21 protein-coding genes are annotated in these 25,604 nt (G+C 67.3%); 13 read left to right on the top strand and 8 right to left on the bottom strand.

Going from position 1 to position 25,604, the window contains the following annotated elements:
• The first annotated feature begins 8 nt into the window (after positions 1-8).
• A complete protein-coding gene (locus ABIC32_RS03830) occupies positions 9-353 on the top strand; it encodes a hypothetical protein (protein ID WP_313009140.1) in 345 nt (114 codons plus the stop codon).
• A 106-nt stretch (positions 354-459) separates the two neighbouring features.
• Positions 460-1,674, top strand: a complete 1,215-nt coding sequence (locus ABIC32_RS03835; protein ID WP_354072437.1) for a hypothetical protein — start codon at positions 460-462, stop codon at positions 1,672-1,674.
• Positions 1,675-1,677: 3 nt separating this feature from the next.
• Here ABIC32_RS03835 and cysQ read toward each other — a convergent pair whose 3' ends face one another.
• Entirely contained in the window at positions 1,678-2,505 is an 828-nt protein-coding gene (gene cysQ / locus ABIC32_RS03840) for a 3'(2'),5'-bisphosphate nucleotidase CysQ (protein ID WP_017505648.1), read from the bottom strand.
• Positions 2,506-2,601: 96 nt separating this feature from the next.
• Between cysQ and chpT the strand changes: the two genes are divergently transcribed.
• The 3 genes from chpT (at position 2,602) to ABIC32_RS03855 (ending at position 4,554) form a co-directional block, all read left to right on the top strand.
• Entirely contained in the window at positions 2,602-3,273 is a 672-nt protein-coding gene (chpT, locus tag ABIC32_RS03845; protein WP_055806821.1) for a histidine phosphotransferase ChpT, read from the top strand.
• A 91-nt stretch (positions 3,274-3,364) separates the two neighbouring features.
• Positions 3,365-3,742 carry a response regulator gene (locus ABIC32_RS03850; RefSeq protein WP_017505646.1) on the top strand — a complete coding sequence of 126 codons (378 nt, stop codon included), beginning with the start codon at positions 3,365-3,367 and terminating at the stop codon, positions 3,740-3,742.
• Positions 3,739-4,554: a CheR family methyltransferase gene (locus ABIC32_RS03855; protein WP_354072440.1), complete on the top strand. Its 816-nt coding sequence runs from the start codon at positions 3,739-3,741 to the stop codon at positions 4,552-4,554. The genes ABIC32_RS03850 and ABIC32_RS03855 overlap by 4 nt, the downstream gene beginning before the upstream one ends.
• A 21-nt stretch (positions 4,555-4,575) precedes the next feature.
• Here the strand turns inward: ABIC32_RS03855 and cckA are convergent, their stop codons facing one another.
• From cckA to fliQ, 4 genes are read right to left on the bottom strand one after another with little or no spacing between them, the layout of a single operon-like run.
• Positions 4,576-6,627, bottom strand: a complete 2,052-nt coding sequence (cckA, locus tag ABIC32_RS03860; protein WP_055806826.1) for a cell cycle histidine kinase CckA — start codon at positions 6,625-6,627, stop codon at positions 4,576-4,578.
• A gap of 51 nt (positions 6,628-6,678) precedes the next feature.
• A complete protein-coding gene (flhB, locus tag ABIC32_RS03865; RefSeq protein ID WP_055753861.1) occupies positions 6,679-7,755 on the bottom strand; it encodes a flagellar biosynthesis protein FlhB in 1,077 nt (358 codons plus the stop codon).
• The gene (gene fliR, locus ABIC32_RS03870) at positions 7,748-8,521 is read right to left on the bottom strand and encodes a flagellar biosynthetic protein FliR (RefSeq protein ID WP_354072442.1); all 774 of its coding nucleotides are present in this window, start codon (positions 8,519-8,521) and stop codon (positions 7,748-7,750) included. Before fliR ends, flhB begins: the two co-directional genes overlap by 8 nt.
• A complete protein-coding gene (gene fliQ, locus ABIC32_RS03875; protein ID WP_017505641.1) occupies positions 8,521-8,784 on the bottom strand; it encodes a flagellar biosynthesis protein FliQ in 264 nt (87 codons plus the stop codon). The genes fliR and fliQ overlap by 1 nt, the downstream gene beginning before the upstream one ends.
• A 299-nt stretch (positions 8,785-9,083) precedes the next feature.
• Between fliQ and folE the strand changes: the two genes are divergently transcribed.
• From folE to ABIC32_RS03895, 4 genes are all read left to right on the top strand, one after another.
• Positions 9,084-9,668 (top strand): GTP cyclohydrolase I FolE, encoded by a 585-nt coding sequence (folE, locus tag ABIC32_RS03880; protein ID WP_055806832.1) that lies wholly within the window; start codon positions 9,084-9,086, stop codon positions 9,666-9,668.
• A 63-nt stretch (positions 9,669-9,731) separates the two neighbouring features.
• Positions 9,732-10,889, top strand: a complete 1,158-nt coding sequence (locus tag ABIC32_RS03885) for an acyltransferase family protein (protein WP_354072444.1) — start codon at positions 9,732-9,734, stop codon at positions 10,887-10,889.
• A gap of 158 nt (positions 10,890-11,047) precedes the next feature.
• Positions 11,048-12,721 carry an MFS transporter gene (locus tag ABIC32_RS03890; RefSeq protein WP_307508821.1) on the top strand — a complete coding sequence of 558 codons (1,674 nt, stop codon included), beginning with the start codon at positions 11,048-11,050 and terminating at the stop codon, positions 12,719-12,721.
• A gap of 90 nt (positions 12,722-12,811) precedes the next feature.
• Positions 12,812-16,177 carry a hybrid sensor histidine kinase/response regulator gene (locus ABIC32_RS03895; RefSeq protein ID WP_354072447.1) on the top strand — a complete coding sequence of 1,122 codons (3,366 nt, stop codon included), beginning with the start codon at positions 12,812-12,814 and terminating at the stop codon, positions 16,175-16,177.
• A gap of 11 nt (positions 16,178-16,188) precedes the next feature.
• Here ABIC32_RS03895 and ABIC32_RS03900 read toward each other — a convergent pair whose 3' ends face one another.
• A complete protein-coding gene (locus ABIC32_RS03900) occupies positions 16,189-16,797 on the bottom strand; it encodes a response regulator (protein WP_354072449.1) in 609 nt (202 codons plus the stop codon).
• A 161-nt stretch (positions 16,798-16,958) separates the two neighbouring features.
• On the opposite strand from ABIC32_RS03900, the gene ABIC32_RS03905 reads away from it, so the two are divergent.
• From ABIC32_RS03905 to ABIC32_RS03920, 4 genes are all read left to right on the top strand, one after another.
• The gene (locus ABIC32_RS03905) at positions 16,959-18,311 is read left to right on the top strand and encodes a DcaP family trimeric outer membrane transporter (RefSeq protein ID WP_354072451.1); all 1,353 of its coding nucleotides are present in this window, start codon (positions 16,959-16,961) and stop codon (positions 18,309-18,311) included.
• Positions 18,312-18,315: 4 nt separating this feature from the next.
• Complete coding sequence (gene acs / locus ABIC32_RS03910; protein ID WP_354072453.1) at positions 18,316-20,271, top strand: acetate--CoA ligase; 1,956 nt, start codon at positions 18,316-18,318, stop codon at positions 20,269-20,271.
• A 68-nt stretch (positions 20,272-20,339) separates the two neighbouring features.
• Positions 20,340-21,335 carry a bile acid:sodium symporter family protein gene (locus tag ABIC32_RS03915; RefSeq protein WP_354072455.1) on the top strand — a complete coding sequence of 332 codons (996 nt, stop codon included), beginning with the start codon at positions 20,340-20,342 and terminating at the stop codon, positions 21,333-21,335.
• Between the two features lie 186 nt (positions 21,336-21,521).
• On the top strand, positions 21,522-21,944 hold the full coding sequence (locus ABIC32_RS03920) for a hypothetical protein (RefSeq protein ID WP_354072457.1): 423 nt from the start codon (positions 21,522-21,524) through the stop codon (positions 21,942-21,944).
• A 79-nt stretch (positions 21,945-22,023) separates the two neighbouring features.
• Here the strand turns inward: ABIC32_RS03920 and ABIC32_RS03925 are convergent, their stop codons facing one another.
• Both ABIC32_RS03925 and ABIC32_RS03930 read right to left on the bottom strand, forming a co-directional pair.
• Complete coding sequence (locus tag ABIC32_RS03925; RefSeq protein WP_354072459.1) at positions 22,024-22,935, bottom strand: hypothetical protein; 912 nt, start codon at positions 22,933-22,935, stop codon at positions 22,024-22,026.
• A gap of 27 nt (positions 22,936-22,962) precedes the next feature.
• Positions 22,963-25,569: a fimbria/pilus outer membrane usher protein gene (locus ABIC32_RS03930; protein ID WP_354072461.1), complete on the bottom strand. Its 2,607-nt coding sequence runs from the start codon at positions 25,567-25,569 to the stop codon at positions 22,963-22,965.
• Between the last annotated feature and the right edge of the window lie 35 nt (positions 25,570-25,604).

Here is a 25,604-nt window from a genome sequence, read left to right on the forward strand (position 1 = left end):
CTGAGGTCATGTCGACGCTTCTCGCCCTCGCCAGCACCGTCTTTATGCTGCAGGCCGCCCCTTCCGTGGGGCTGGTTTCGTATGACGAAGCGGTGCGTTGTGCGGGCCTGACCCAGGCCGCGTCGGAGCTTGAAGGCGGCGAGAGCGCCCAGGGGCGGCGGCTGTATGACGCCGCGCTCTATTGGTCCCTGGCGGCCATGCAGGCCGCGACGGCGGCGGGCAAGGCGGCGCCGGCCGCCGAGGCCGATCAGACCCGTGCGCGCATCGCCGCGGTGCGTCAGCTCAACGCCGAGGCGCCCGAGGCGCGCGCCAACCTGCAACGCTGCCAGCAGAAGACGCCGAAACTCGACTAGGTCGCCGGCTTAAGGCCAAGCCGAACCGCATTCCCGGCGCTGCGTTTGCATTGGACGCCGCAGGTGACGCAGTCTGCGTCCCGAAGCGGGATAACCGAGGTCCAGCATGTTCGAATTCGGCCGTGATCTTCGAAAACTCTTCGCCCAGGCGCGAGAGAGCGAAGACCTGGGCTGGGTCGAACTGATCGGCGCGGATCTGCTGCGCGCCGAAGCGAGACGCGAGGCCACGGACGCCGGACGCGTTTCCTGCGCCCGTCCCTTCGAGACCGAGAACCGCGCCTGCGCCCTGTGGCGCGAACACGCCCGACGCACCGGCGCCGCCGACAGTCTGGATCGGGCCGAACGCTGCGCCGACAGCCTGGCGCGTTCAGCCGTGGGCGAGGATCAGATCGCGCGGGCCGCCATGGCCAAGGCGGCGGTGCTGATGCTGCGCTTTGATCTGTGCGGCGACCCCGGCCGTCTGGACCGCGCGGCGACGACCCTTGCGGCGGTCGGGCAGCCGCGCAGCCGACGCATCGCGGTCGGCATGGCCGCGCTTCACGCCCGGCTGACGGTCCGCACGGCCCGGCTGAGCGGCGACATCGCCCGCCTTCATCAGGCGGCTGTCTTGATGGATGAGGCGGTGCGCAGAGACGACGCCGAGGACATGGATCTGCGTATGGATCGCGCGGCCCTGTCGCTGGAAATGGGCGTGGTGCAGCGCGACGTGCATCTTCTGGATCAGGCCGGCCGCGACCTGGGCGCCCTGGTCGAGGCCGCATCCCCTGACCATCGCCCCCTGACCCGCGCCCGCGCCCTCGCTCTGTGCGGCGCTGGCCTGTCGGCCCTAGCCGCCATTGCGGGGCATGACGAGGCCCGCAACCAGGGGCGGATCATGTTCGACGCCGCCGCCGATCAGTTCACGCCGGATCACAGCCCGCTGGATTGGGCCGCGATCCAGGTGCTGCGTGTAGGCGACGACGCCCAGCCGCTGATGCTGCTGACCCAGGCGGAGGCCCTGACGCAGGGCGGCGAACTGATCATCGGCGCCCTGGCGCGCGAGCGGCGCATCACGCGTGAGGTGGCACTGGCAGAGGCGGTCAAGAACCTGACCGCCCTGATGACGCTGGAGACCCGGTTGCGGGCGCGCATGGCGACGGCGACGCCGCTCGACTGGGCCGCCGATCAGATCGGCATGGCCGAGATCATGCTGGCGCGGCATCGGCTTGGCGGCGTCGTCCCGACCGATCTGGGGCTGATCCTGGGCGAGGCGGCGATGACGGCCCGGGAAATGGGCGTCGACGCCCTCGCCGACCGCGCCGAGGCGTTGTTGAGGTCCTAGACCTTAGCCGCCCATGGCGACGAAGGCGCCGTTCAGGAACCGCGTCTTGCCATAGGCCATCCGCTGCCCGTCATCGGCCAGAACCCGCCCGCCGGCGGCTTCCAACACCGCCTGGCCTGCTGCGGTGTCCCATTCCGAGGTCGGGCCCGTGCGCGGATAGGCATCGAACCGCCCCTCGGCGATCAGGCAGAACTTCAGCGACGAATCCGTCCCCTGCCAGCGCGAGCAGCCGTGACGGGCGGCCAGACGCGTCGCCTCTTCGTCGGTGACGCTGTGGCTCAGCAGGGCCATGCCTTCCTGCGGCCGGTCGCGCACCCGGATCGGACGCCAGTCCTCGCCTGAATGGGCCTCTCCGGCCTGAAGGGCGCCGAACTGACGCCGGAAGGCGCCGCCCTCGGGCTTGTCGGTGCGCCAGGTCGTCGCCGTCGCCGGCGCCGTCACCACGCCCGCGACCGGATAGCCGTCATGGATCAGGGCGATATTGACGGTGAAGGCCTCGCCGCCGCGCACGAAGCCGCGCGTGCCGTCCAGCGGATCGATCAGCCAGAACCAGTCCTCGGCGGTTTCAGGCGCACCATCGGCCGACACGGCCTCCTCCGCCACCGTCTGCACGCCCGGATACAGGGCCGCCAGCCGTTCCAAAATCAGGGCTTCGGCCGCCCGGTCGGCCTGGGTCACCGGGCTGTCGTCGGACTTGGTCTCGACCGCCGTGCCTGCGCGCCAATAGGGCAGGATCAGCCGCGCGGCCTCCTCTGCGATCTCGGCGATGGCCAGGGACAGCGCGCCGGACGTCAGATCGCGCTCAAGAGCAGGTGTAGAAGAGGTCGTCATTGGCGGGTCGATAGACCATCCGGGCGGTTCCATGAACCGGCAAATCACTCCAACTTCGCGCGCGATACGAACTGTGACCTGAGCGCGCCAGACATCATGACCTCCCCCCACGACACAGACGCCGCTCCGCTGGACCTTCCGGTCGATGGGACGGAGCTGGCGACCTATATCGCGGCCAAGCTGTGCCACGACTTCATCAGTCCGTCGGGCGCCATCGTATCGGGCCTGGACCTGATGCAGGACCCGACGGCTCAGGATATGCGCGACGACGCCCTGGCCCTGATCGAGCAGAGCGCCAGGAAGATGGTCGCCCTGGTTCACTTCGCCCGCGTCGCCTTCGGCGCTGCCACGACCAGCGAGAAGTTCACCGCCCGCGAGATCGAAGGCCTGGTGTCCGGCATGGTGCAAGGGGGCCGCGCCTCGCTGGACTGGCGCATCGCCGACGGCGAGTTCACCAAGCCCCAGGCCCGCGCCCTGACCAACCTCGCCTATCTGACCGTCGGTGCCCTGCCGATGGGCGGCGTCGCCACCATTCAGTCGCGGGTCGAAAACGGCCTGCTTTATCTGGAAGGCTTCGCCGAGGGCGCCCGCGCCCGGCTGAAGCCCGAGGCCGTCACGGGTCTGGCTGGCGAACGCCTGGTCGAGGGCCTGGCCGGCCAGTGGATCCAGCCCTACTGGCTGTGGCTGACCGTGAACGAGGCCGGCGGCGCTCTACGCGTCAAGGTTGAAGACGGAAAGGTCGCACTGGTCGCGCGAATGCCCGCCTGAGGCGTTTCCAAACGACTCATTAACTGGCGTTTGAGATAAAAACAGTCCATGCGCCACGGGCGAAAGCCGTCGTGTCATTGAGGGATCGACCTTGGACTTCCGAACCTGCCTGATCGTCGACGACAGCCGCATCATCCGCAAGGTTGCGCGCCGCATCGTCGAGGGCCTGGGCTATGAGGTCGATGAGGCGGCGGACGGTTCCGAGGCCCTGGCCTATTGCACCGGCGCCATGCCTGACGTCCTGCTGGTGGACTGGAACATGCCCGTGATGGACGGGATCACCTTCCTGCGTCGCCTGCGCGCCATGCCGGGTGGCAAGCAACCCAAGGTGCTGTTCTGCACGATCGAGACCCGCCCCGAGCGGATCGCCGAAGCCCTGGCCGCCGGCGCCGACGACTATGTGATGAAGCCGTTCGACGGCGAAATCCTGCAGTCCAAGCTGACGGAGGTCGGAGCGATCGCCGCATGACGCCTGAGGACTTCGACAAGCTGCAGTCCCTTCTCGCCACCCGCGCCGGCTATCGGCTGTCGCGGGATCGCATCCACCTGGCCGAACACCGGCTGGGTCCGATCGCGCGGCGTGAGGGCTACGCCAATGTCGAGGCTCTGCTGACGAACCTGTGGGCCAATCCGGTCGCCTCGCTGGCCTGGTCGGTGATCGAGGCCCTGCTGAACGCCGAGACCTGGTTCCGTCGCGACCGCACCCCTTTCCGCATTCTCGAAACCGAACTGCTGCCGGCCCTGTCCAAGGCGCGGCCCGACGGGCGGATCAAGATCTGGTCGGCCGGCTGCTCGACCGGCCAGGAGGCCTGGTCCATCGCCATGACGGCCAGGGAGATCGGCGTCGATGTCGATCTGGTCGCCACCGACCTGTCGCAGCGCGCGATCGAGAAGGCGCGCTCGGGCCTCTACACCGGCTTCGAGATCCAGCGCGGGCTTACGGCCAAGACCATGCTGCGCTGGTTCGAACCGCGAGAAGACCAGTGGATCGTCAAGGCCGAACTGGCCGATGCCGTGCGTTTCGGTCGCGCCAACCTGCTGGACGAACCGACCGATGAGGCCCGTTTCGACGTGATCTTCTGCCGAAACGTCATGACCGATATGGAGCCGTCGCGCCGGGCGCGTCTTCTCGACGGACTGGAACGCCGCCTGGTCGATGACGGCTGCCTGCTTCTGGGCGTGGACGAAAGTCTGGAAGGCGAGACGGTCGCCTTCCGCGCCGTGAACGGCCGCCGAGGCCTGTATGTAAAGGCGCCGTCCGCGCTTCGCCGCGCCGCCTGAACCCGCCCTTTATGGGGGCGATCAGCCCGCGTGCAGTTCCTGCTTCACACGCTCCGCCAGCGTCTTGATGTCCAGCGGCTTGGGCAGGAAGGACACGCCCGTCTCGTCTTGCAACAGGTCCGAGAAGTCGCTCTCGGCATAGCCCGAGATAAACATGACCGGCGCGTCGCCCAGATATTTGCGCGCCTTCTTCAGCAAGGACGGCCCGTCCAGCCCCGGCATGATGACGTCGGAGATCATCATGTCGATCTGGCCGGCGTGTTCCTCGGCCAGCAGCAGGGCCTCCTCGCCGTCGGCGGCCTCGATGACTTCATAGCCGCGCTGGCGCAGCAGCCGGGCGGCGATGCCGCGCACGGCGTCCTCGTCCTCGACGAACAGGATGCGGCCGGCGCCCGACAGGTCGCGCGGCGCCTTGGCCTTGACCTCGACCGGCTGAACCTCGGCCAGCTCCGCCTCGCCCGCCGCCGGCAGGAAGATGCGGAAGGCGGCTCCAGCCCCTTCGATATTGCTGACGGTGATGTGGCCGCCCGCCTGCTGCACGATGCCATAGACGGTGGCCAAACCCATGCCGGTGCCCTCGTTCACCGCCTTGGTGGTGAAGAAGGGTTCGAAGATCTTGTCCGCCAGTTCGGGCGGCACGCCGGGTCCGGTGTCCGACACCTCGATCAGGGCCACCTCGTCCGTCGGCGCATCGACCCAGCCCAGGGCTCGCGCCTCGTCGCCCGTCAGACGGCGCGTGGCGATGGTGACGACGCCGGCGCCCGGCTCGACCACGCCGCGCATGGCGTCGCGCGCATTGACGGCCAGGTTCATCACCGCCGTCTCCAGCTGAGACTTGTCCGCCAGCACGACCGGCAGGTCGCGTCCGTAGTCGGTCTCCAGCCGCACGTCCTCGCGCAGCAGCCGCCGCAACAGGATGGCGAACTCGCCCACCAGTTCGCCCAGGTCCAGCCGCTCGCGCCGCACCGTCGACTTGCGCGAGAAGGCCAGCAGCTTGCGCACCAGGTCGGCCGCGCGAATGGCCGTCTGACGGATCTCGTTCAGCCCCTCGTACGAAGGATCGCCCACCGGGTGCCGTTCCAGCAGACCCGACAGCTGAAGCTGGATCGCCGTCAGCAGATTGTTGAAGTCGTGCGCCACGCCCCCGGCCAGCTGGCCCACAGCCTGCATCTTCTGGGCCTGGTTGAGCTGCAGCTCCATCGACTTCTGACCCGAGACGTCGAACAGCCAGATGCGCCGCTTGTCGCCCTCGGGCGCCACATACAAGTGCAGCATCTTGTCGGGATAGGCCCGTGCGACCAGTTCGATCGGGCCCGACGATCCGCCCGCCAGCTTCAGCCGCGCCTCGGCGATGCCGCCCGGATCGAACAGATGCCCGAAGGCTGCATCGCGCGCCGCCCCCGGTCCGGTCAGGACCGCCAGCGCCGGATTGGCCTCTTCAGCCCGGCCTGAAAACAGATCGTCGCCGCCGATCACGGCCGAGCCGAACGGCGCCCCGGCAGCCATGGCTCGCGCCTCGCCGGTCGCTGCGGCGGCGGGCGTGTGAACGGGCGCGGCGGCGATGGGCAGGACGGCGTCCGGCGCGGCGCGCATCAGGAACCGTCCCTCGCCCGTCTTGCCATCGCCGATCTGGCCGATGACGACCTCGACCTCGCGCTGCCCGATCATGACGATGGCGCGGCCCGGCTCGCCTTTGCGCGCCTGGGCGAAGGCCATATACAGCGCCTGGGCCGACTTGCCGCGCGGCAGGGCGCCGGTCGCCCCATTGGCCTCGGACCAGGCGGCGTTGAAGGCCAGGATCTGTCCTGAATCCCACACCAGCGCCGCCGGTTCGGCCATGGCGTCCAGCACCTCGATGGCCGCGTCGCTGCTCGGCTTGGCGTCCGCCGCCCGGCGGAAGCCGAACAGACCGATCAGGGCGATCGCGCCGACGGTCAGGATCAGCACCAGTCCCGGCGCCGAGGTCGGGTTGGCGCGAAACGCCGGATAGGCCAGCGCCGCGATCGCCGCCACGACGCCGAACGCCATCACGCCGGACAACAGGTCGAACGAAGGGCGGCGGGTGGACGTCATACAGCCTCGCGAATCAGTGTTGCGATCATACGCCCAAATCCTGACGCCGCCTTACCGGCGCTTACGGGACTGGAAGACGAAGCCGATGATCTTGGCGGCGGCGTCGAAATGTTCGCGCGGAATGACCTCGTCCACCTCGACGGTGGCGTACAGGGCGCGCGCCAGCGGCACGTTCTCGACGATCGGCACGCCGTGCTCGGTCGCCACTTCGCGGATGCGCAGGGCCAGGGCGTCGACGCCCTTGGCCACGCAGATCGGCGCCCCGTCGCCCTGATCCGGCTCATAGCGCAGGGCGACCGAGTAGTGGGTCGGGTTGGTCACGATGACGGTGGCCTTTGGCACATTGGCCATCATCCGCTGGCGGCTGCGCTGCATGCGGATCTGCTTCAGCTTGGCCTTGATGTGCGGGTCACCTTCGGACTGTTTGAAGTCTTCCTTCAGCTCTTCCTTGGTCATCCGCATCCGCTTGGCGAAGCGCATCTTCTGCCAGATGAAGTCGGCCCCGGCCGTGGCGCCCAGCAGGATGATCGAGGCCACGAACAGCGAGATCGCCATGTCGCGCGCCAGCGGCAGGATCGCCAGCGGGCTAATCGAGGCCATGTTCTCGAACTCGCGCAGATGCGGCTTCAAGACCATCCAGCACACGGCGCAGACGGCGATCAGCTTCAGGAAGGTCTTGACGAACTGCGCCAGGCCGTCGGGACCGAAGATGCGCTTGAACCCCTGCATCGGACTGACCGCCGACCATTTGGGCTTCAGCTTTTCGGCGGTGAAGATCAGTCCGGACTGGGCGACATTGCCCCCGACCCCGCCCAGGATGGTCGCCAGCATGACGGCGCCCAGAAAGGGCGCCACGGCCCAGACAGCGCGCACCATGATCTGGTTGCCCGCGCCCGAGTTCAGCACCCCCAGCATCTCGTGCGGCGCGGCGATGAAGGGCAACATCTGTTCGGCGATGGACGAGGCGAACCAGCCTCCCCCCATCAGGATCACCGCCGCCGCCCCCGCCAGCGACAGCACCTGGGCGACGTCGGGCGACTTGGCCGCATCGCCCTTCTTTCGGGCGTCCTCAAGCTTTCGCGGGGTCGCCTCTTCGGTTTTCGACTCGGGATCCGCGCCTTCAGCCAACAGGGCCTCCCAGCACGAAATACTCCGCCAGACGGCGGTAGCGGTCGATGAAGAGGGTGCCCAGCGCACCCAGACTCAGCGCGAAGATCGACAGGCCCAGGATCACGCTCAAGGGCGCGGCGGCGAAATAGACCTGGAACGACGGCATGACCCGCGCCACCAGGCCGGACGCCAGGTTGAAGATCAAAGCAAAGACCAGCACCGGCGCCGACAACTGCACCCCCAGCATAAAGCTGTCGCCCAGGGTCCGCACGGCCATCTGGGTGAAGTCGGCCATCATCAGCGGCTGGGCCGGCGAGATCAGCCGATACGATCCCACCATGCCGGCGATGAACAGGTGGTGGGTGTCGGTGGCGAACAGCAGCGTCACCCCCAGCAGGGCCAGAAAGGCGGCGATGGTCGAACCGGGCTGGGCCTGCATCGGATTGGCGGTCTGGGCGAAGCTCAGCGTCGTCTGCAACGACACGATCTCGCCCGCCGTCGCCAGGGCGCTCATGAACATTCGCAGCAAAAGGCCGATCATCAGGCCGACGACCACCTCGCGGATGATCCACCCGACCATCAGCCCCATGCTGTCCGGCAGGCCCGGCAGCGAACCGCGCACCACCGGCCACAGCGCCAGACTGATGACCAGCGCCAGCGACAGTCGCACGCGCGGGGGCACATAGGCCTCGCCAAAGCCGGGGATCAGCATCAGGATCGCCGCGATCCGGGCGAAGATGAGCCCCCCGGCCCAGACCTGATCAGCGGTCGCATAAGCGTCCACTACATCCCCGCGATGCGGGCCGCGATCTGGCGCATGAAGCCGCCCAACAGGGCGCCCATCAGCGGCAGGAACAGGATCAGCGAAACGAAGATGGCGATGATCTTGGGCGCATAGATCAGGGTCTGTTCCTGAATCTGCGTCAGGGCCTGAAACAGGCCGATCACCACGCCGACGACCAGGCCGACCAGCAGCACCGGCAGGCACAGCTGGATCGTCAGCCAGATGGCGTCGCGCCCGACGTCCAGAACTTCCGCGCCGTTCATCGGCCCACTCCAGCAACTACTGGGCAGAAAATGCCGACAGGATGGTTAACAGGCCGCTAACCAGACGTGTCTTCGTCTAGACCTGACCCATGGAAAAATCTCGCGTGCGGCCTTGAACGGCGCCGCTTCGATGCCGACTTCCCCGCCTTCGACTGGGGGAGCGCCGATCATTCGATTTCAGACGAATTAGACGAATTAGACTCTCTTTTTCCGACTCCACCGTCTGAACGCGCGTCCGCCTCGTAATGGGACGGCTCGCCCTCTCCCCTTCCCTCAAGCGCTCCGCTATCTAGGCCGCCATGACAGACGCCCCCGCCTCCAAAGTCTCCCAGGCCGACGCCGAAGCCGCCGTCCGCACCCTGATCGAATGGGCCGGGGACAACCCGGATCGCGAAGGTCTGCTGGAAACCCCCGCCCGCGTCGCCAAGAGCTACCGCGAGCTTTTCCAGGGCTATGAGGTCGATCCGCTCTCCTATCTGGAGAAGACATTCGAAGAGACGGGCGGCTACGACCAGTTGGTCGTGCTGAAGGACATCCGCTTCGTCAGCTTCTGCGAGCACCATATGCTGCCGGTCGTGGGAAAGGCGCACGTCGCCTATCTGCCGACGGACCGCGTCGTCGGCATCTCCAAACTGGCTCGGGTCGTGCGCGGCTTCGCCCGCCGCCTTCAGATCCAGGAGAAGATGACCTCCGAGATCGCCGAGGCCATCCAGACCGTGCTGAAGCCGCACGGCGTCGGCGTGGTCATCGAGGCGGAGCACAGCTGCATGACCCTGCGCGGCGTCAATGCGCCCGGCGCCAGCCTGTCGACCAGCCACCTGATCGGCGTCGTCCGCGACGACCCCCGCACGCGCGAAGAGTTTCTGCGTCTGGTGCGGGGCTGATGTTCGCCTGACAGGCGAACTGGCCCGACGCTTGCGGTGAGGGGATCAAAGGAGGCGCTGACGATGCCCTGGCCCCTGATTTCGACCCGCAATGAGACAGTTCAGATCGCGCGCGGCGGCTGGCTGGACGCGCTGCGTTTTATCGTGGCCTTCCTGATCATCCTGCATCATTTCGAGGCCGCCGGTCCCGAGCCGCTCGCCCATCTGATCAATCCGATCTTCGAACGCGGCGGCTTCCTGCTGACCAACTTCTTCCTGATCGACAGCGGCTATGTGCTGATGCGCGTCTATGCCGCGGCGGTGGACAAGGGTCGGATGTCGCCCGGCGACTTCTTCCTGAAGCGGTTCCTGCGGGTCGTGCCCGCCCACCTGATCATGGGCCTTTCGCTGGTCGGCTTCGTGCTGCTGGCCACCGCCGCCGGCTCGCCGCCCCGCAATCCCGAATGGTTCGCCTGGGATCAGCTGCCGGCCCAGCTGCTGCTGCTGCAATCCTATGGCGTGCATGGCGGCCTGGGCTGGAACGCGCCGACCTGGTCGATCTCGGCCCTGATCGGCTGCTACCTGGCCTTCCCCTGGATCATTCGCGGCCTGATGCGTCTGGGTCCGTGGTCGGCCCTGGCCGTCGGCGTCGGCGTCTATCTGATCGCCAACCAGCTGTGCTGGTCGTTCCTCGGCTATCCCGTCTATCAGATGCCCATGCGCTACGGCATCATCCGCGCCCTGCCGCTGTTCTTCCTGGGCATGTGCCTGGCCTGGTTCGCCCAGAAGGTCTGGATCGCGCCGCGCCTGGCCGGCTGGGCCGGGGTGCTGGCCGCCGTCGGCTTCTTCGCGCTTCAACTTCACGACAAGCACGCCCTCGTCGCCCTGACCCTGATCTCGATCATCATCCTGGCCGCCGGCGCCGTGCCGGTGACCAAGCCCTCGAAGTGGATCGAGACCGCCGCCATGGTCTCCTTCTCCATGTTCATCTCCAACGAGGTGGTCCGCATCGTCTGGTTCGGCGTGGTCAATGCGGTCGAGGCGCGCGTCGCCTTGCCCCCCTTTGTTCAATGGGGCCTGTGGGGCCTGGGCGTCATGGCGGCGGTCGCTTTCGCCTTCGCCTTCCACTTTGCGATCGACAATCCGATCCAGACCCGCATCCGCGCCTGGCTGAAGCGTCGCAGCGCCCGTCGCGGCAAGGCGCAACCCAAGCTCGGCCCGGTCATCTCCATCGACGGCTGATCGCCAGCGATCCTCGACCCCAAGGTCGCCTTGGCGACCGGCGATCCTCGACCAAAGTCGCTCTCTCCACCCGCCCCGCTCTCGGTCAATGTCGGCGTCCACGCATCCTGAAGGATGTGCAGAACGGCCGATAACGGCGACACGGGAGGAAATGGATCATGGCAACCGACGCACCCCTTGCGTCCGGAGGAGAGGAGCATACCGTCGATCGCAGCGATCGCCTGGTCATTCTCGCCTCATCGGTCGGCACCGTCATCGAGTGGTACGACTTCTATCTCTACGGCTCTCTGGCGGCGATCATCACCGTCCAGTTCTTCTCCGGCGTCAACGAAACCACCGGCTACATCTTCGCCCTGATGGCCTTCGCCGCCGGCTTTGCGGTGCGGCCCTTCGGCGCCATCGTCTTCGGGCGGCTGGGCGACCTTTGGGGACGCAAGAACACCTTCCTCGTCACCATGCTGCTGATGGGTCTGTCGACCTTCGTCGTCGGCCTGTTGCCGCCCTATGCGGTCATCGGCATCGCCGCGCCCATCATCCTGGTGCTGATGCGCCTGATCCAGGGCCTGGCCCTGGGCGGTGAATATGGCGGCGCCGCCACCTACGTCGCCGAGCACGCCCCGCAGGGCAAGCGCGGCTTCTACACCTCCTTCATCCAGATCACGGCGACCGCCGGCCTGGTGCTGAGCCTCGTGGTGATCCTGAGCGTCCGCCTTGCGGTCGGCGAAGAGGCCTTCGCCGCCTGGGGCTGGCGCATTCCGTTCCTGGTCTCGATCCTGCTGCTGGGCGTGTCCCTCTGGATACGCCTGAAGCTGGCCGAGAGCCCCTCGTTCAAGAAGATGAAGGCCGAGGGCAAGGGCTCCAAGACCCCGCTGAAGGACAGCTTCGGCAAATGGCCCAACCTGAAGATCGTGCTGATCGCCCTGCTGGGCCTGACCGCCGGCCAGGCCGTCATCTGGTACACCGGTCAGTTCTACGCCCTGTTCTTCCTGGAACGGGTCATGAAGGTCGACGCCACACTGGTCTATGTGCTGCTGACCATCGCGCTTGTCGCCGCCTCGCCCTTCTTCATCTTCTGGGGCTGGCTTTCGGACAAGGTGGGCAGAAAGCCGATTATCCTGGCCGGCTGCCTGATCGCGGCCCTGACCTATTTCCCGCTGTTCAACGCCCTGACCCAGGCCGCCAATCCGAAACTGGCCGCCGCCGCCGCCTCGGCGCCGGTCACGGTCTACGCCGATCCGGCCGATTGTAACCTTCAGTTCGATCCGGTGGGCAAGACGGTGTTCAACCACTCCTGCGACGTGGCCAAATCCTATCTGGCCAAGGCGGGCGTGACCTACACCAACGTCGCGGCGCCGGCGGGCACGGTCGCCGAGGTGCGTATCGGCGATCAGGCCGTCATCCCCAGCTTCCGGGGCGACGCCATGGCCCCGGCCGATTTCGCCGTCCAGAAGAAGACCTGGGACAAGAGCCTGGGCGAGGCCCTGACCGCCGCCGGCTATCCGGCCAAGGCCGACAGCGCCCTGGTCAACAAGCCGATGGTGGTGCTGATCCTATTCATCCTCGGCTTCTACGTGACCATGGTCTACGGACCGATCGCGGCGGCCCTGGTCGAGATGTTCCCGACCAATATCCGCTACACCTCCATGTCCCTGCCCTATCACATCGGCAACGGCTGGTTCGGCGGCTTCCTGCCGACCACCGCCTTCGCCATCGTGGCGGCGACGGGCAACATCTACTCCGGCCTTTGGTACCCGATCGTGGTGGCCCTGGGGACGGTCGTTCTGGGCTTCCTGCTGGTCAAGGAAGGCAAGGACGTCGATCTGAACGCCTGATCCTGCTTTCAGGCGGAAGGAAGGGCGGGTCGTCGCAAGACGGCCCGCCTTTCGCTTGTGAAACACCCCGCGCCCGGTTCAGATGCCCCGATGTTCAGCCTGACGATCCTCGGCCTGGTCGCTGCCTATATGGCGGTGCTGTTCGCCGTCGCCTGGTCTCAGGAACGGCCGTCGGCGCGCGCGCGCGGCAAGGGCCTGGGGCCGTCGGTCTACGCCCTGTCGCTGGCGATCTACTGCACCTCATGGACCTACTATGGCGCGGTCGGCACGGCGGCGCGCGACGGGTGGGAGTATCTGCCCATCTACATCGGCCCGGTGATCGGTCTGACGTTGCTGTTTCCGCTGTGGCGCCGGATCGCGGCGGCCGCTCGGCGCGAGAACGTCGGCTCCATGGCCGACTTCGTGGCCTCGCGCTACGGCAAGAGCCAGACCTTGGGCGCGGCGGTCACCGTCGTCGCCATCCTGGGGTCGCTGCCCTATATCGCGCTGCAACTGAAATCGCTGTCGATGGCCGGCGCCCTGCTGACCGCCGGCACGCCGGTGGCGGGGTCCGAGGGTCTGACGGTCCTTGTGCTGGCCGGCGTCCTGGCCTTCTTCGCCATCCTGTTCGGGGCGCGCCGTCCCGACCTGACCGAGCACAATCGCGGCCTGATCCAGGCGATCGGGCTGGAATCGATGGTCAAGCTGGGCGCCCTGCTATTCGTCGCCGTCTTCGCCCTGGTCCTGCTGCTGAACGAAGGCTCGCCCCCACGCATCGTCGAGGGCCTGGGCGCCCTGGCCGCGCCGCCCGAGGTCACGCCGCGCTTCACCGCCATCACCCTGCTGTCGACCCTGGCGATCTTCTGCCTGCCGCGCCAGTTCCACGTCGCCTTCGTCGAGGGCGCCCAGCCGTCGGACGTAAAGCGGGCGCGGTGGATCTTTCCCCTCTATCTGCTGCTGACCAGTCTGGCGGTGCTGCCGCTGGTGGCGGCGGGCGCCCTGTTTGCGCCGTCGGTGAATCCAGACCTGCTGGTGCTGGCCCTGCCGTTCCAGCGCGGCGAGACCCTGCTGACGGCCGTGGTCTTCGTCGGCGGCTTTTCCGCCGCCACCGCCATGGTCATCGTCGAGGCCGTCGCCCTGTCGGCCATGGTGTCCAACAGCCTGATCCTGCCCTTCCTGGCGCGCGAGCGTTGGCGGGTGCGCGGCGACGCCTCCGACATGGCTGGGACCATCCTTCAGGTCCGGCGCGGGGCCATCGTCGCGGTCCTGCTGCTGGCTTGGCTCTATTATCAGGCGACGGATCAGTCGCGCGGCCTGGCGGCCATGGGGCTGGTGTCCTTCGCGGCGATGGCCCAGCTGGCGCCGGCCCTGTTCGGCGCGGTCCTTTGGCGCGGCGGCCATGCGCAGGGGGCGCTGGCGGGCATGACAGTCGGCATGGGCGTCTGGATCGTCATGCTGGCGCTTCCCCAGCTGTCGCCCAGCGCGCCCTGGCACCTGCACGTCATGCTGGGGGTCAAGGATCCGCTGGCCTTGGGCGTCTTCGTCAGCCTGGCGTTGAATCTGGCGGCCTATGTCGGCGTGTCGCGCTTTGCTCAGCCCCGCCTGATCGACCGGGTTCAGGCCCGCGCCTTCGTGGATCGGCTGGGACCGGACTGGATGGAGGCCCGGCCCGCGCCGTCGGGCGCCTCGGTCGGCGATTTGCGCGCCCTGGTCGCTCGCTTCATCGGCGACGAACGGGCCGAGCGCGCCTTCACCGCCTGGGGCGATGAGACTGACACCAAGCTGCGCGACGCCGACCCAGCCGACGCGGCCCTGGCGCGCGCTGCCGAACGGATGCTGGCCGGCGCCATCGGCGCGGCCTCGGCCCGGCGGGTCATCGCGGCGGCGCTGGCCGGCGTCGGACGCGCGCCCGAAGACGTGGTGCGGATGCTCGACGAGGCGTCCCAGGCCGTTCAGTTCAACCGCGACCTGCTGCAGACCACGCTCGACAACATCGACCAGGGCGTGATCGTGGTTGACGAGGATCTGCGCGTCACCGCCTGGAACAGGCGCTACGTCGCCATGTTCGACCTGCCGCCCGGCTTCGTCCACGTCGGCCTGCCCATCGCCGTCATCTATCGGCTGAACGCCGAGCGCGGCGAGAGCCCCGACGACATCGAAGCCTGGGTCGAGCGACGGCTGGAAGCGCTGAGCCGCCGCATTCCCCACGACCACGAACGCCAGCAGCCCGACGGCCGGGTGCTGCGCTCCTCAGGCGCGCCGATCCCCGGCGGCGGCTACGCCACCAGCTACACCGACATCACGGCCCTGCGCCAAGCCGCGCGTGAGCTGGAAGAGGCCAACGAACGGCTGGAGGCGCGCGTTGCGGACCGCACCGCCCGACTGGACGAGGCCCGGCGCGTGGCCGAGGACGCCACGGCCTCCAAAACCCGGTTCCTAGCCGCCGCCAGCCACGACCTGCTGCAACCGCTGCACGCCGCCCGCCTGTTCATCGCCGCCTTGAAGGAGGAGCCGGCGTTGGAAGACGCGACGAGCCGCACCCTGGCCGTCAACGCGGACCGCGCCATCGACAGCGCGCACCGTCTGCTGACCGCCCTGCTGAACCTGTCCAAGCTGGAGGCCGGCGGCGTGCGGACCAATGTCGCGCGGCTGTCGCTGGGCGGCCTGTTCGACGAACTGCGCCGCGAGTTCGCGCCCGTGGCCGAGGCCAAGGGTCTGGATCTGACCGTGATGTCCAGCCGTCTGTGGGTCGCGTCCGACCGCGACCTGTTGCGCTCCATGCTGCAGAATCTGCTGGCCAACGCCATCCGGTATACGGATGCCGGCCGGGTGTTGGTCGGGGCGCGTCGGCGGGGCGAGACGGTGCAGCTGGTCGTCTGCGACACCGGACGCGGCATTCCCGATACCGAACACGAAACCGTCTTCGGCGAGTTCGTGCGTCTGCCGGGCGCCGTCGATGAACCGGGCGCGGGCCTGGGTCTGGCCATCGTGCGCCGCCTGTCCAGCCTGCTCGATCACCCGCTGGAGCTGAGTTCACGTTTGGGACGCGGCACGACCTTCCGCATCACCGTGCCGCGCAGCGCAGCCGACCGGCCTGCCGTGGCCTCGCCGGTGCGCGAGGCGCGCCTGCCGCTGGCGGGCTTGCGCGTGCTGTGCGTGGACAATGAGCCGGTGATCCTGGACGCGCTGAACGCCCTGCTCACCCGATGGGGCGCGCGGCCGACGCTGGTCGCCAGCGTTGAGGCGGCCAAGGCGGCGATCGGCCCCTTCGACGCCGCCGTGGTCGACCTGCATCTGGGCGATGGGCCCGAAGGGCTCGCCGTCATCGACTGGCTGAGGCCCCAGGGCGTGCGCCGCATCGCCCTGGTCACCGCCGACACCCGCGACGGGCTGAACGAGCAGGCCACGGCGGCCGGCGCCGTCCTTCTGCCCAAGCCGATCAAGCCGGCGGCGCTGAAGGCCTTCCTGTCGAGCTAGGAGCTGGCGAGTTAAGCCGGGTCCAACGACTTGGCCAGGATCACCGCCTGGGTCCGGTTGTGAACGCCCAGCTTTCGAAACACGCTGGTCAGATGCGCCTTGATGGTGGCTTCGGAGACGCCGAGGTCGAAGGCGATCTGCTTGTTCAGCCGCCCGGCCTTCAACCCTTCCAGGATGCGCAGTTGCGATGGCGTCAGGCTGGCCACGCGGCCGGCCAGATCGTCGTCGGCCTCGGGCACATCCGGCGCCCAGCTGTCGCCGGCGAGAATGGCCGCGATCGCCTCGACCATCTGCGGCAGGGACGAAGACTTGGGAATAAAGCCGGCGGCACCCAGACCCAGGGCGTGACGCACCACCGGCGCGTCCTCGCTGGCCGAGACCACCGCCACCGGCACGGTCGGCTGTTCGGCCCGCACGGCGGCGAGGCCCGCCATCCCCTCGCTGTCCGACAGTTTCAGATCCAGCAGCAACAGATCGACGGGTCCCGCGGCCATCGCCGCCCGGGCCTCGGCCAGGCTGGCGCATTCCACCACCTCCGCGCCCGGCGCCGCCTTGTCGACGGCCGAGCGCAGGGCGGCGCGAAACAGGGGATGGTCGTCGGCGACGACGATGCGATCCATGGGCGTCCTTCCGTGCGCGGCGTCTGACCGGCCGCGTCGTCGCCATCATGGCGCGGTTCGACTTTGGTCGAAATTAGACCAATGGCCAATGGCTCCCCGAGGCCGCAGGCGGAAAGGTCGTCAAAGGGACGCCCGCGCGAGACGGGCGCGGGAGGTTCATCATGATCAAGACAAGCCTGATGGCGGGAGCCGCCGCCGCTGCGCTGATGGCGACGCCCAGTCTGGCCTCGGCCCAGGACCAGGCCGCGCTCGAAGCGCGCATCGCTCAGCTCGAAGCCCAGTTGAACGCCCTGAAGTCCGAGGTCGTCGCCGCCCGAACCCAGCAGGCGGCGCAACAGCAGGACATCATCCGCCTGGAGACCCGCCCGGCTGCGCCCGCCCCGGTCCAGCAAGCGGCGGCGCCCGCCGCACCCGGCGACGGCTTCCGCATCGGCGACCACACGGTCAAGTTCGGCGGCTTCGTCAAGGTGGACGCCTACGCCACCCGCTATTCCGGCGGCGATCCGGTCAACGGCGACGCGCTGCGCGAATTCCACATTCCAGGCTCCATCCCCATCGGCGGCGCCGATGAGGACACGGCGACCGACTTCAACGCCCGCCAGACCCGGTTCTGGCTGACCACCGACGGCATGGTCGGCGGTCACAAGATCGGCACGCGGATGGAGATGGACTTTCAGACCCTGCCCGGCGCCGGCGACCAGCGTACCACCAGCCCGGCCAACCCGGCCCTGCGTCGCGCCTTCATCACCATCGACAACTGGCTGATCGGCCAGGAGTGGACCAACTTCCAGAACACGGCCGTCCTGCCCGAATCCGCCGACTTCATCGGCGCGGCGGAGGGCACGGTCTTCGCCCGTCAGGTCCAGGTCCGCTACACGCGCGGTCCCTTCTCGGTCTCGGTCGAGAACCCCGAGACGACGGTGACCCCGTTTGGCGGCGGCGCGCGCATCGTCGCCGACGACAGCACCCTGCCGGACTTCACCGCCCGCTACGCCGTGTCCAGGCCCTGGGGCGACTTCCAGATCGCCGGCCTGCTGCGTCAGCTGAAATACCAGAACCCCGCGACGAACATCGATTCCACCGCGACGGGTTGGGGTCTATCCGCCTCGACCAAGATCAAGGTCGGCGCCAAGGACGATCTGCGCCTGATGGTGACGGGCGGCGAGGGCATCGGCCGCTATGTCGGTCTCAACTTCTCCAACGACGCCGTGCTGAACGGCTCGGGCGATCTGGATGCGATCGGCGTGGTCGCCGGCTTCGCCGCCTATCGCCACGTCTGGGCGCCCGGCTGGCGTTCCAGCCTGATCTGGTCTGCGCAGAAGGTGGACAACGACTTGGCCTTCACAGGCCTGGCCGCCAACCGTTCGGCCCAGAGCCTGCACGCCAACTTGATCTGGTCGCCGGTTACGGCGTTTGATGTCGGGGCCGAGCTGATGTTCGCAGATCGCGAGATCGAAACCGGCGCCAGCGGCGACATGACCCGTTTGATCCTGTTCGCCAAATACGGATTCTGATTTGATGCCGGAGACGTCTCGCGTGCCTGATCCCGCCCTCTATCCCGTCCCTGCCGACTGGGCCGCCAAGGCCCATATGGACCGGGAAACGTATGAGGCGGCGCGGATCGCCGCGCGCGAGACGCCGGACGCCTTCTGGGCCGAACAGGCCAGACGTCTGGACTGGATCACGCCGCCGACCCAGATCAAAGACGTCTCCTTCAAGAAGGAAGACTTCCGTATTCGTTGGTTCGAGGACGGCGTCCTGAACGTCTCGGCCAACTGCATCGACCGTCACCTGCCCCACCGCAAGGACGAGACGGCGATCATCTGGGAAGGCGACGATCCCGCCGACAGTCGCCATATCACCTTCGGCGAACTGCACGCCGAGGTGTGCCGCATGGCCAATGTGCTGAAGGCGCATGGGGCCAAGAAGGGCGACCGGATCACCCTGTATCTGCCCATGATCCCCGAGGCCGCCTACGCCATGCTGGCCTGTGCGCGGATCGGCGCGGTGCATTCGGTCGTCTTCGGCGGCTTTTCGCCCGACAGCCTGTGCGGCCGGATCGAGGACTGCGGCTCCAACCTGGTCGTCACCGCCGACGAGGGCCTGCGCGGCGGCAAGCACATTCCGTTGAAGGCCAATGTCGACGAGGCCCTGACGAAGGTGAAGGTCGACACCGTCCTGGTCATCCGCCGCACCGGCGCCGACGTGCCGATGATCGAGGGCCGCGACTTCGACTATGGGCTGGAGGCCGCCAAGGCCGACACTGACTGCCCGCCCGAGCCGATGAACGCCGAGGATCCGCTGTTCATCCTCTACACCTCCGGCTCGACCGGAAAGCCCAAGGGCGTGCTGCACACCACGGGCGGCTATCTGTTCTGGGCCGCCTGGACGCACGAGCTCGTCTTCGACTATCGCCCCGGCGAGGTCTTCTGGTGCACCGCCGACGTGGGCTGGGTCACGGGCCACTCCTATATGGTCTATGGCCCGCTTGCGAATGCGGCGACGACCCTGATGTTCGAGGGCGTGCCCAACTATCCCGACGCCGGCCGCTTCTGGCAGGTGGTCGACAAGCACAAGGTCGAGATCTTCTACACCGCTCCCACGGCCCTGCGCGCCCTGATGCGCGAGGGCGATGCGCCGGTGAAGGCCTCTTCGCGCGCCTCGCTGCGTCTGCTCGGCACGGTGGGCGAACCGATCAATCCCGAGGCCTGGCGCTGGTATCACGAGGTGGTCGGCGACGGCCGTTGCCCCATCGTGGACACCTGGTGGCAGACCGAGACGGGCGGTCATCTGATTACCCCCCTGCCCGGCGCCACCGACCTGAAGCCCGGATCGGCGACCCTGCCCCTGCCCGGCGTCGAGCTTCAGATCGTGGACGCCGAGGGCCAGCCCCTGGAGGGCGCCGTTTCCGGTAATCTGTGCATCACCGACAGCTGGCCGGGCCAGATGCGCACCGTCTATGGCGACGATCAGCGCTTCTTCGACACCTATTTCTCGACCTATCCGGGCCGCTACTTCACCGGCGACGGCTGCCGTCGCGACGAGGACGGCTATTACTGGATCACCGGCCGGGTGGACGACGTCATCAATGTCTCCGGCCACCGGATGGGTACGGCCGAGGTCGAGAGCGCGCTGGTCCTGCACGACGATGTCGCCGAGGCGGCGGTGGTCGGCTATCCGCACGACATCAAGGGCCAGGGCATCTACGCCTATGTCACCCTGAACAAGGGTGCCGAGGCGACCGAGGATCTGAGAAAGGCCCTGGTCGCCCACGTCCGTCACGAGATCGGCCCCATCGCCGCCCCCGACGTGATCCAGTGGGCGCCGGGCCTGCCCAAGACCCGGTCGGGCAAGATCATGCGCCGCATCCTGCGCAAGATCGCCGAGAACGAGATCGGCGCGCTGGGCGACACCTCGACCCTGGCGGACCCGTCGGTCGTGGACGATCTGGTCAAGAACCGCGCCGGGGCCTGAAGACGCGGGTTCAATGCGCAGGCTGATGCGCCTATCTGTGCGTCACCCCGCCGCCGCCTGAGCCGTCCATGCCTCGTTTCCTGTCCCGCCTGCCGATCGACGGCTATCTGCTGGCCCTGATCAGCATGGTGATCCTGGCGGCGCTGTTCCCCGCCAGCGGACAGGCGGCCGTCGTCATGGACGGGGTGGTCAAGGCCGCCATCGCCCTGCTGTTCTTTCTGTATGGCGCGCGAATGTCGCCGGCGGCCATCGGCGCGGGGCTGCTGCACTGGCGGCTTCAGGGCACGGTCTTCCTGTCGACCTTCCTGCTGTTTCCGCTGTTGGGGCTTGGGCTGGTCTTCCTGATACGGGGGTCGCTTCAGCCCGATCTGCTGACCGGGATGCTGTATCTATGTCTGCTGCCGTCCACGGTGCAGTCGTCCATCGCCTTCACCTCCATCGCCGGCGGCAATGTCGCGGGCGCCCTGACCAGCGCCAGCCTGTCGAACCTGCTGGGCGTGATCGTGACGCCGCTGCTGGTCGCCCTGCTGATCGGCGGCGCCAATGGCGGCATCCATCTGCAGTCCATCCTCGACATCGGTCTGCAGATCCTGGCCCCCTTCGCCGTGGGCCAGCTGTGCCGCCCGCTGCTGAAGGACTGGCTGACCCGCCACGCCAAACTGACCGGCCTGGTCGACCGCGGCTCCATCCTGCTGATCGTCTACGCCGCCTTCAGCGAGGGCGTCGTCGCCGGCGTCTGGTCCCAGGTCGCGCCGCTGGATCTGGCCAAGGTCATTGGCCTCAACATCGCCCTGCTGGCCATCGTCCTGACCCTGACTCTGTTCGCCGGCCGCGCGCTGAAGTTCGACCGGCCCGATCGGATCGTCATCCTGTTCTGCGGCTCCAAGAAGAGCATGGCCACCGGCATCCCCATGGCCGGCATCCTGTTCGCCGGTCACGCCGTGCCGCTGATCGTCCTGCCGATCATGCTGTTCCACCAGATCCAGCTGTTCGCCTGCACCATCATCGCCCAGCGCTATGCGCGTGAGAATGAAGCGGCCGCAATCATCGAACAGACCGCCTAAGTCCGGCGCGGTGAGCTGAAAGAGAGATCAGGGCTGACGAGTTTTAGTATTCCCATGCATAACATCATGCTTTCTGACGCATTAACATCGGCAATCAAGGTTAAGCCGCGTTAGGCGTGTTCGCTCGTGTGACCTTAACGGGCGACGATCTAGTGTTCCTCTGCAATGTGCAGATCGGAACCGCAGATGACCCAAGGTATCCTTCGCGCTCTCGCCGCCGCCACGCTCGGGCTCGGCCTGGTCGCCGCCGCCGCTCCCGCCTTCGCCGGGCCGACCGCAGGCGGCACCTATCGCCTTCGCGCCACCGTGCCTGTCGCGTGCTGGGTCAAGCCCACCTCGCCCGTCCTGGCGGCCGCCGGTCGCTCTGGAGAAGTGGTCGAGGCCTGCAACAGCCCCGGCGGCTTCACCGTCTCGGCCCAGTATCGCCCGTTGTCGCTGACCGAAAAGGCGGTGATGTTCTACGGCGACCGGACGTTCGATCTGGACAAGTCCGGCATGCAGACCCTGCGCCGCTCCAGCGTCGCGACGATCCGTTCTGTGTCCTATCGGTTCGACGACGTCGAACTGGAACAGCCGCTGATCCTGGCCCTGACGATTCAGCCGATCTGATCGCCGACCATATCCATCCCAGTTAAAAAAGAGGCGGGGACGCGCGACGTCTCCGCCTCTTTTTGTTTGGCGCTGACGCTTATAGCGCGGCGACCGTGAAGGTCAGGATGTCGGAATAATCGCCGGCGCGCTTGCCGGTCGTGCTGCCGACGCTGATGGTCAGCGGATAGTCGTCCAGTCGCGCGCGACGTGACACCACATCGACCCGACCGCCGCGCGACAGGTCCATGTCGCGATCGCCCAGGACCAGACCATAGGGCACATACCATTCGCTGGCGCCCTGACGCAGGCGGCCCTGGTTCTGCGACGCCACCGAGACGCTGTATCCCGCAGTGCTCAGAACATAGAGGGTCGTGCGCAACTGCCGAACGCCTTGGGTCAGTTCCCCCAAGTCGATCGTCGGCGTGCCGCCGTTGCGACGAAACTCGCCCTTCAGCCCCATGACGGCGGCCGAAGGCACCTGGAGGCTAAGCGTGACGGACTTTTCCGCCAGCGGTCGGCCGTCCGGTGTTTCCAGATTGATGAAGGCGTTCTGGGAATAGAGACCCGCCGACAGGGTTTCAGCCGGGGCAGCGGTGAAGGAGAAGCGCATCAGACCCCGCTCGCCGGCCGCCAGGTTCAGGGGCCGCACCCCGATGCGGCGCGCGCTCTGGCCCGCGCGCGGCGTAACATCCGCGCCGCCACGCTCGTCGACCAGGGCGTAGGCCATGCGCTGGGCGCCGGCTTCGTTGACCAGACCGAACTGCTCGCCGCGCAGTTCGACGCGGCTGACGGCGGTGCAGGGTCCGTCGCCCTGGTTCACCACGGCGACATCGAATTCCTGCACGGCCACGTCCTGATCGAACGGCTCGTAGCGCATCATCCATTGATCGGCGCCGGATTCGATCACCAGCTGGCAACCCGGCGCGGCTTCGCTAGGCGCGGCCGCCATCAAGGTCGCGGTCGCAGCAGCAGCGGCCAGGAGCAGGGCGGATGTACGATTACGGGACATTTCAGCCTCCTCGGCTAAGTCTTGGGCTCAGGCTTCGGGCAGGTCGAGCGGAACGGTAATGGTCTCGAGATCGAGCAGACCTTCGTTGTCCGCGGGAACGGTAAACTCGAACCCGAGCGCCGGCGTGGAGAACAGTTCGACGCGATAGCGCTTGCCCGGCTCCAGGTTCTGCAACGCAAACCGTCCAACCGAGTTGGTAAAGAACAGTTCGGGCTGTGCGTTCGCATCATCAAGGGGCGTCACACGACCCGAGATCAGCGACACCGGACGGCTTTGATTGCCGACCAGACGGCCCAGCGCGCTGACGAACTTGGCGCTGCCGACCTGGATGGCGTAGCCGCTCTTGTAGGTCGGGCGGACGCGCGCGATGCCGTCGCCGATGTTGTAGCCCAAGGGCGCGTCGAGCACGTCATAACGCACCGACTGGTTCACATAGGCCGTCAGATTATTGGCCACCGCGCCGCCCAGCAGGCCGCTACGGCCCGTGTAGCGACCGCCTTCGAAGCTGTCGCCGACGATGACGGGGTGATCGTCGATGCTCTTGTGCGGATAGACGATGGCGAAGCTGTCGTAGATGTTGCGGCCCACAGCGACCTTGCCACCGGTGGTCGAGATCGACGATCCGAAGCGCAGGTTTGTGATCTGCTCTTGGGTGATATTCGAGAAGTCCCGCCCGAACGCCGTATGGCTCAGGCTGGCGTCGAAGCGGTTGCCGACATAATCGACCTGGCCCGAAACGGTCGCTGGACCATCGTCATAGGTGGAGGCCAGCGAATAGCCGAGGGAACCGACGCGGTTCTCACTGGACTGTTGCGCGCGCACGCTGCCGCTGTTGCGGGCCGAGTTATAGCGACCTTCGACACGACGATCGTATCGCGGCTGCCAGATCAGGGCGAAGGTCGCCCCGAAGCCGCCGGACTGGAAGCCGCCGAAGCTGGCGCCGAAGTCGGAGTATTCCAGGCCGACCTGTGCGCTCCATTCCGGCGCGAACCGGTAGGTGGAGGTCGCGTTGATCGAATAGGAATCGTCGATCAGATCGCTGCGGCTCATCCGATAGGAGGCGCTGACGTTCGCCAGCCAGTCCTGCGAGAACTGGTGCGAATAGCCGCCGGAGAACACCCAAGACGTCGGGTTCTGGCCGGTCGGATTGCCGATGGAGGAGAAATCCTCCGACGTGAAGTCGGCGACGACGGTCCAACTGTCGAATGTCTCGCCCAAATCGACGACGTGGTCGTAACCCAGCGCAAAAGCGTAGCCGACGCCGGGGTCGCCGTTGCTGGCGGCGGCGTCCAGGCGAACGCGCGCACCATTGCGCAGGATCAACTGGCTCTGGCCCGACAAGGTCTGGGCGTCCTGTGAAGCCTGGAAGCCGATTCCCACAGCAGGTCGGTTCTCGAACGCCTTGCGCCAGAAGCCGGTGAAGGCCAGTTCGCCTTCGGAATAGTCGGGCGATCCGAAGATGCCGTTGTTGATCGCGCCGAAATAGGCGCCGTATTCGTAGTCGCCCGGTTCAAGTTCGATAGCGTCCAGATAGGCGCTGTAGGCGACGGTTTCGGCGCGGCCCGAGTCGTTTTGGATTTCCAGCTGGATGTCGTTGGAGCCGGTTTCCAGCGGCAGGTTCGTCAGGTCGTACTGGCCGGGATCAAGGCGAAACTCGCGTACGAAGACGCCGTTTCTCAGCACACGGATCGTCGAGGCTTCCTGAAGCACCAGTTGACGGCCGCCGGCCAGGACATTGTTGCGGAAAGAGTCGAAGCGCTGACGCTGACGCGACACGCCGACGCCGCCGAGCTGCGAGAAGCCCTGACGACCGCGGATTTCCGGTTCCAGATCGCCGAGATACCAGCGGCGATAGTCTTCGGGCTGATCGAAGACGAACCGGGCGTAGCGACGCTCGACATTGTATTCGCCGGTGAACAGATCCTCGCGGCCCTGAACGTCGGCTTCGAACACCAGGCGCTTGTAGCGGATGGCGCCGTTCAAGAAGACGCTGGGCTTGCTGACATCGCCTGTCGATTCCCGCCGCTGGATCGAGACGTTGCTGTTCAGATAGGCGCTGAAAGGTTCGGGCGGCAGGCCCGGCGTTTCGGGCTTGCCGCCGCGAAACAGCGACTCGACTGTGCGCTTGGTCGGATCAATGCGCAGGACCAAAACGGCCAGCTGTTCCGGGTCATAGTCCAGCTGAATGCCGGTGTCGTTGATCTCTTCGGGCGCAAACGACGTGACGCCTTGCAGCCGCGTAGCGAGCTCGGTCTGGGCTTCAGGGGTCAGCAGCGGATCGATCAGCGTCTTGAAGCCCGCCGTATCGACGATGAAGCGGTCGTCGCGCGTCAAGACGACCGGGAGTTCACCCAGCACGCGACTGTTGAAGTTCAGCGGCACCGTCATCGGGATGTCGCGATCGTAGGGGTTGATGTCGCGACGTTCGCGCAGCGCTGCAGGCGCAGATGCAGTCGGCGGCGTTTGCTCGACCGGAGCCGGCGTCTCAGGCGCAGCCCCGGCCATCGTTGGGGCGGGCGCGGGCGAGGCCGCCGCCTGCATGGCTTGAGCGCCAGAGGCGGCGGCTTCGCCGGCCGCCAGACTGGCTCGATTCAGAGCCGCCGTGGCTTCCTGCGCCGCCTGTTCGTAGGCCACGCTAGCCGCCCTAATGGCGGCCAACGCCGATGATT

The organism is Brevundimonas sp. 1080 (assembly GCF_040545985.1).
Classification (GTDB): Bacteria; Pseudomonadota; Alphaproteobacteria; order Caulobacterales; family Caulobacteraceae; genus Brevundimonas.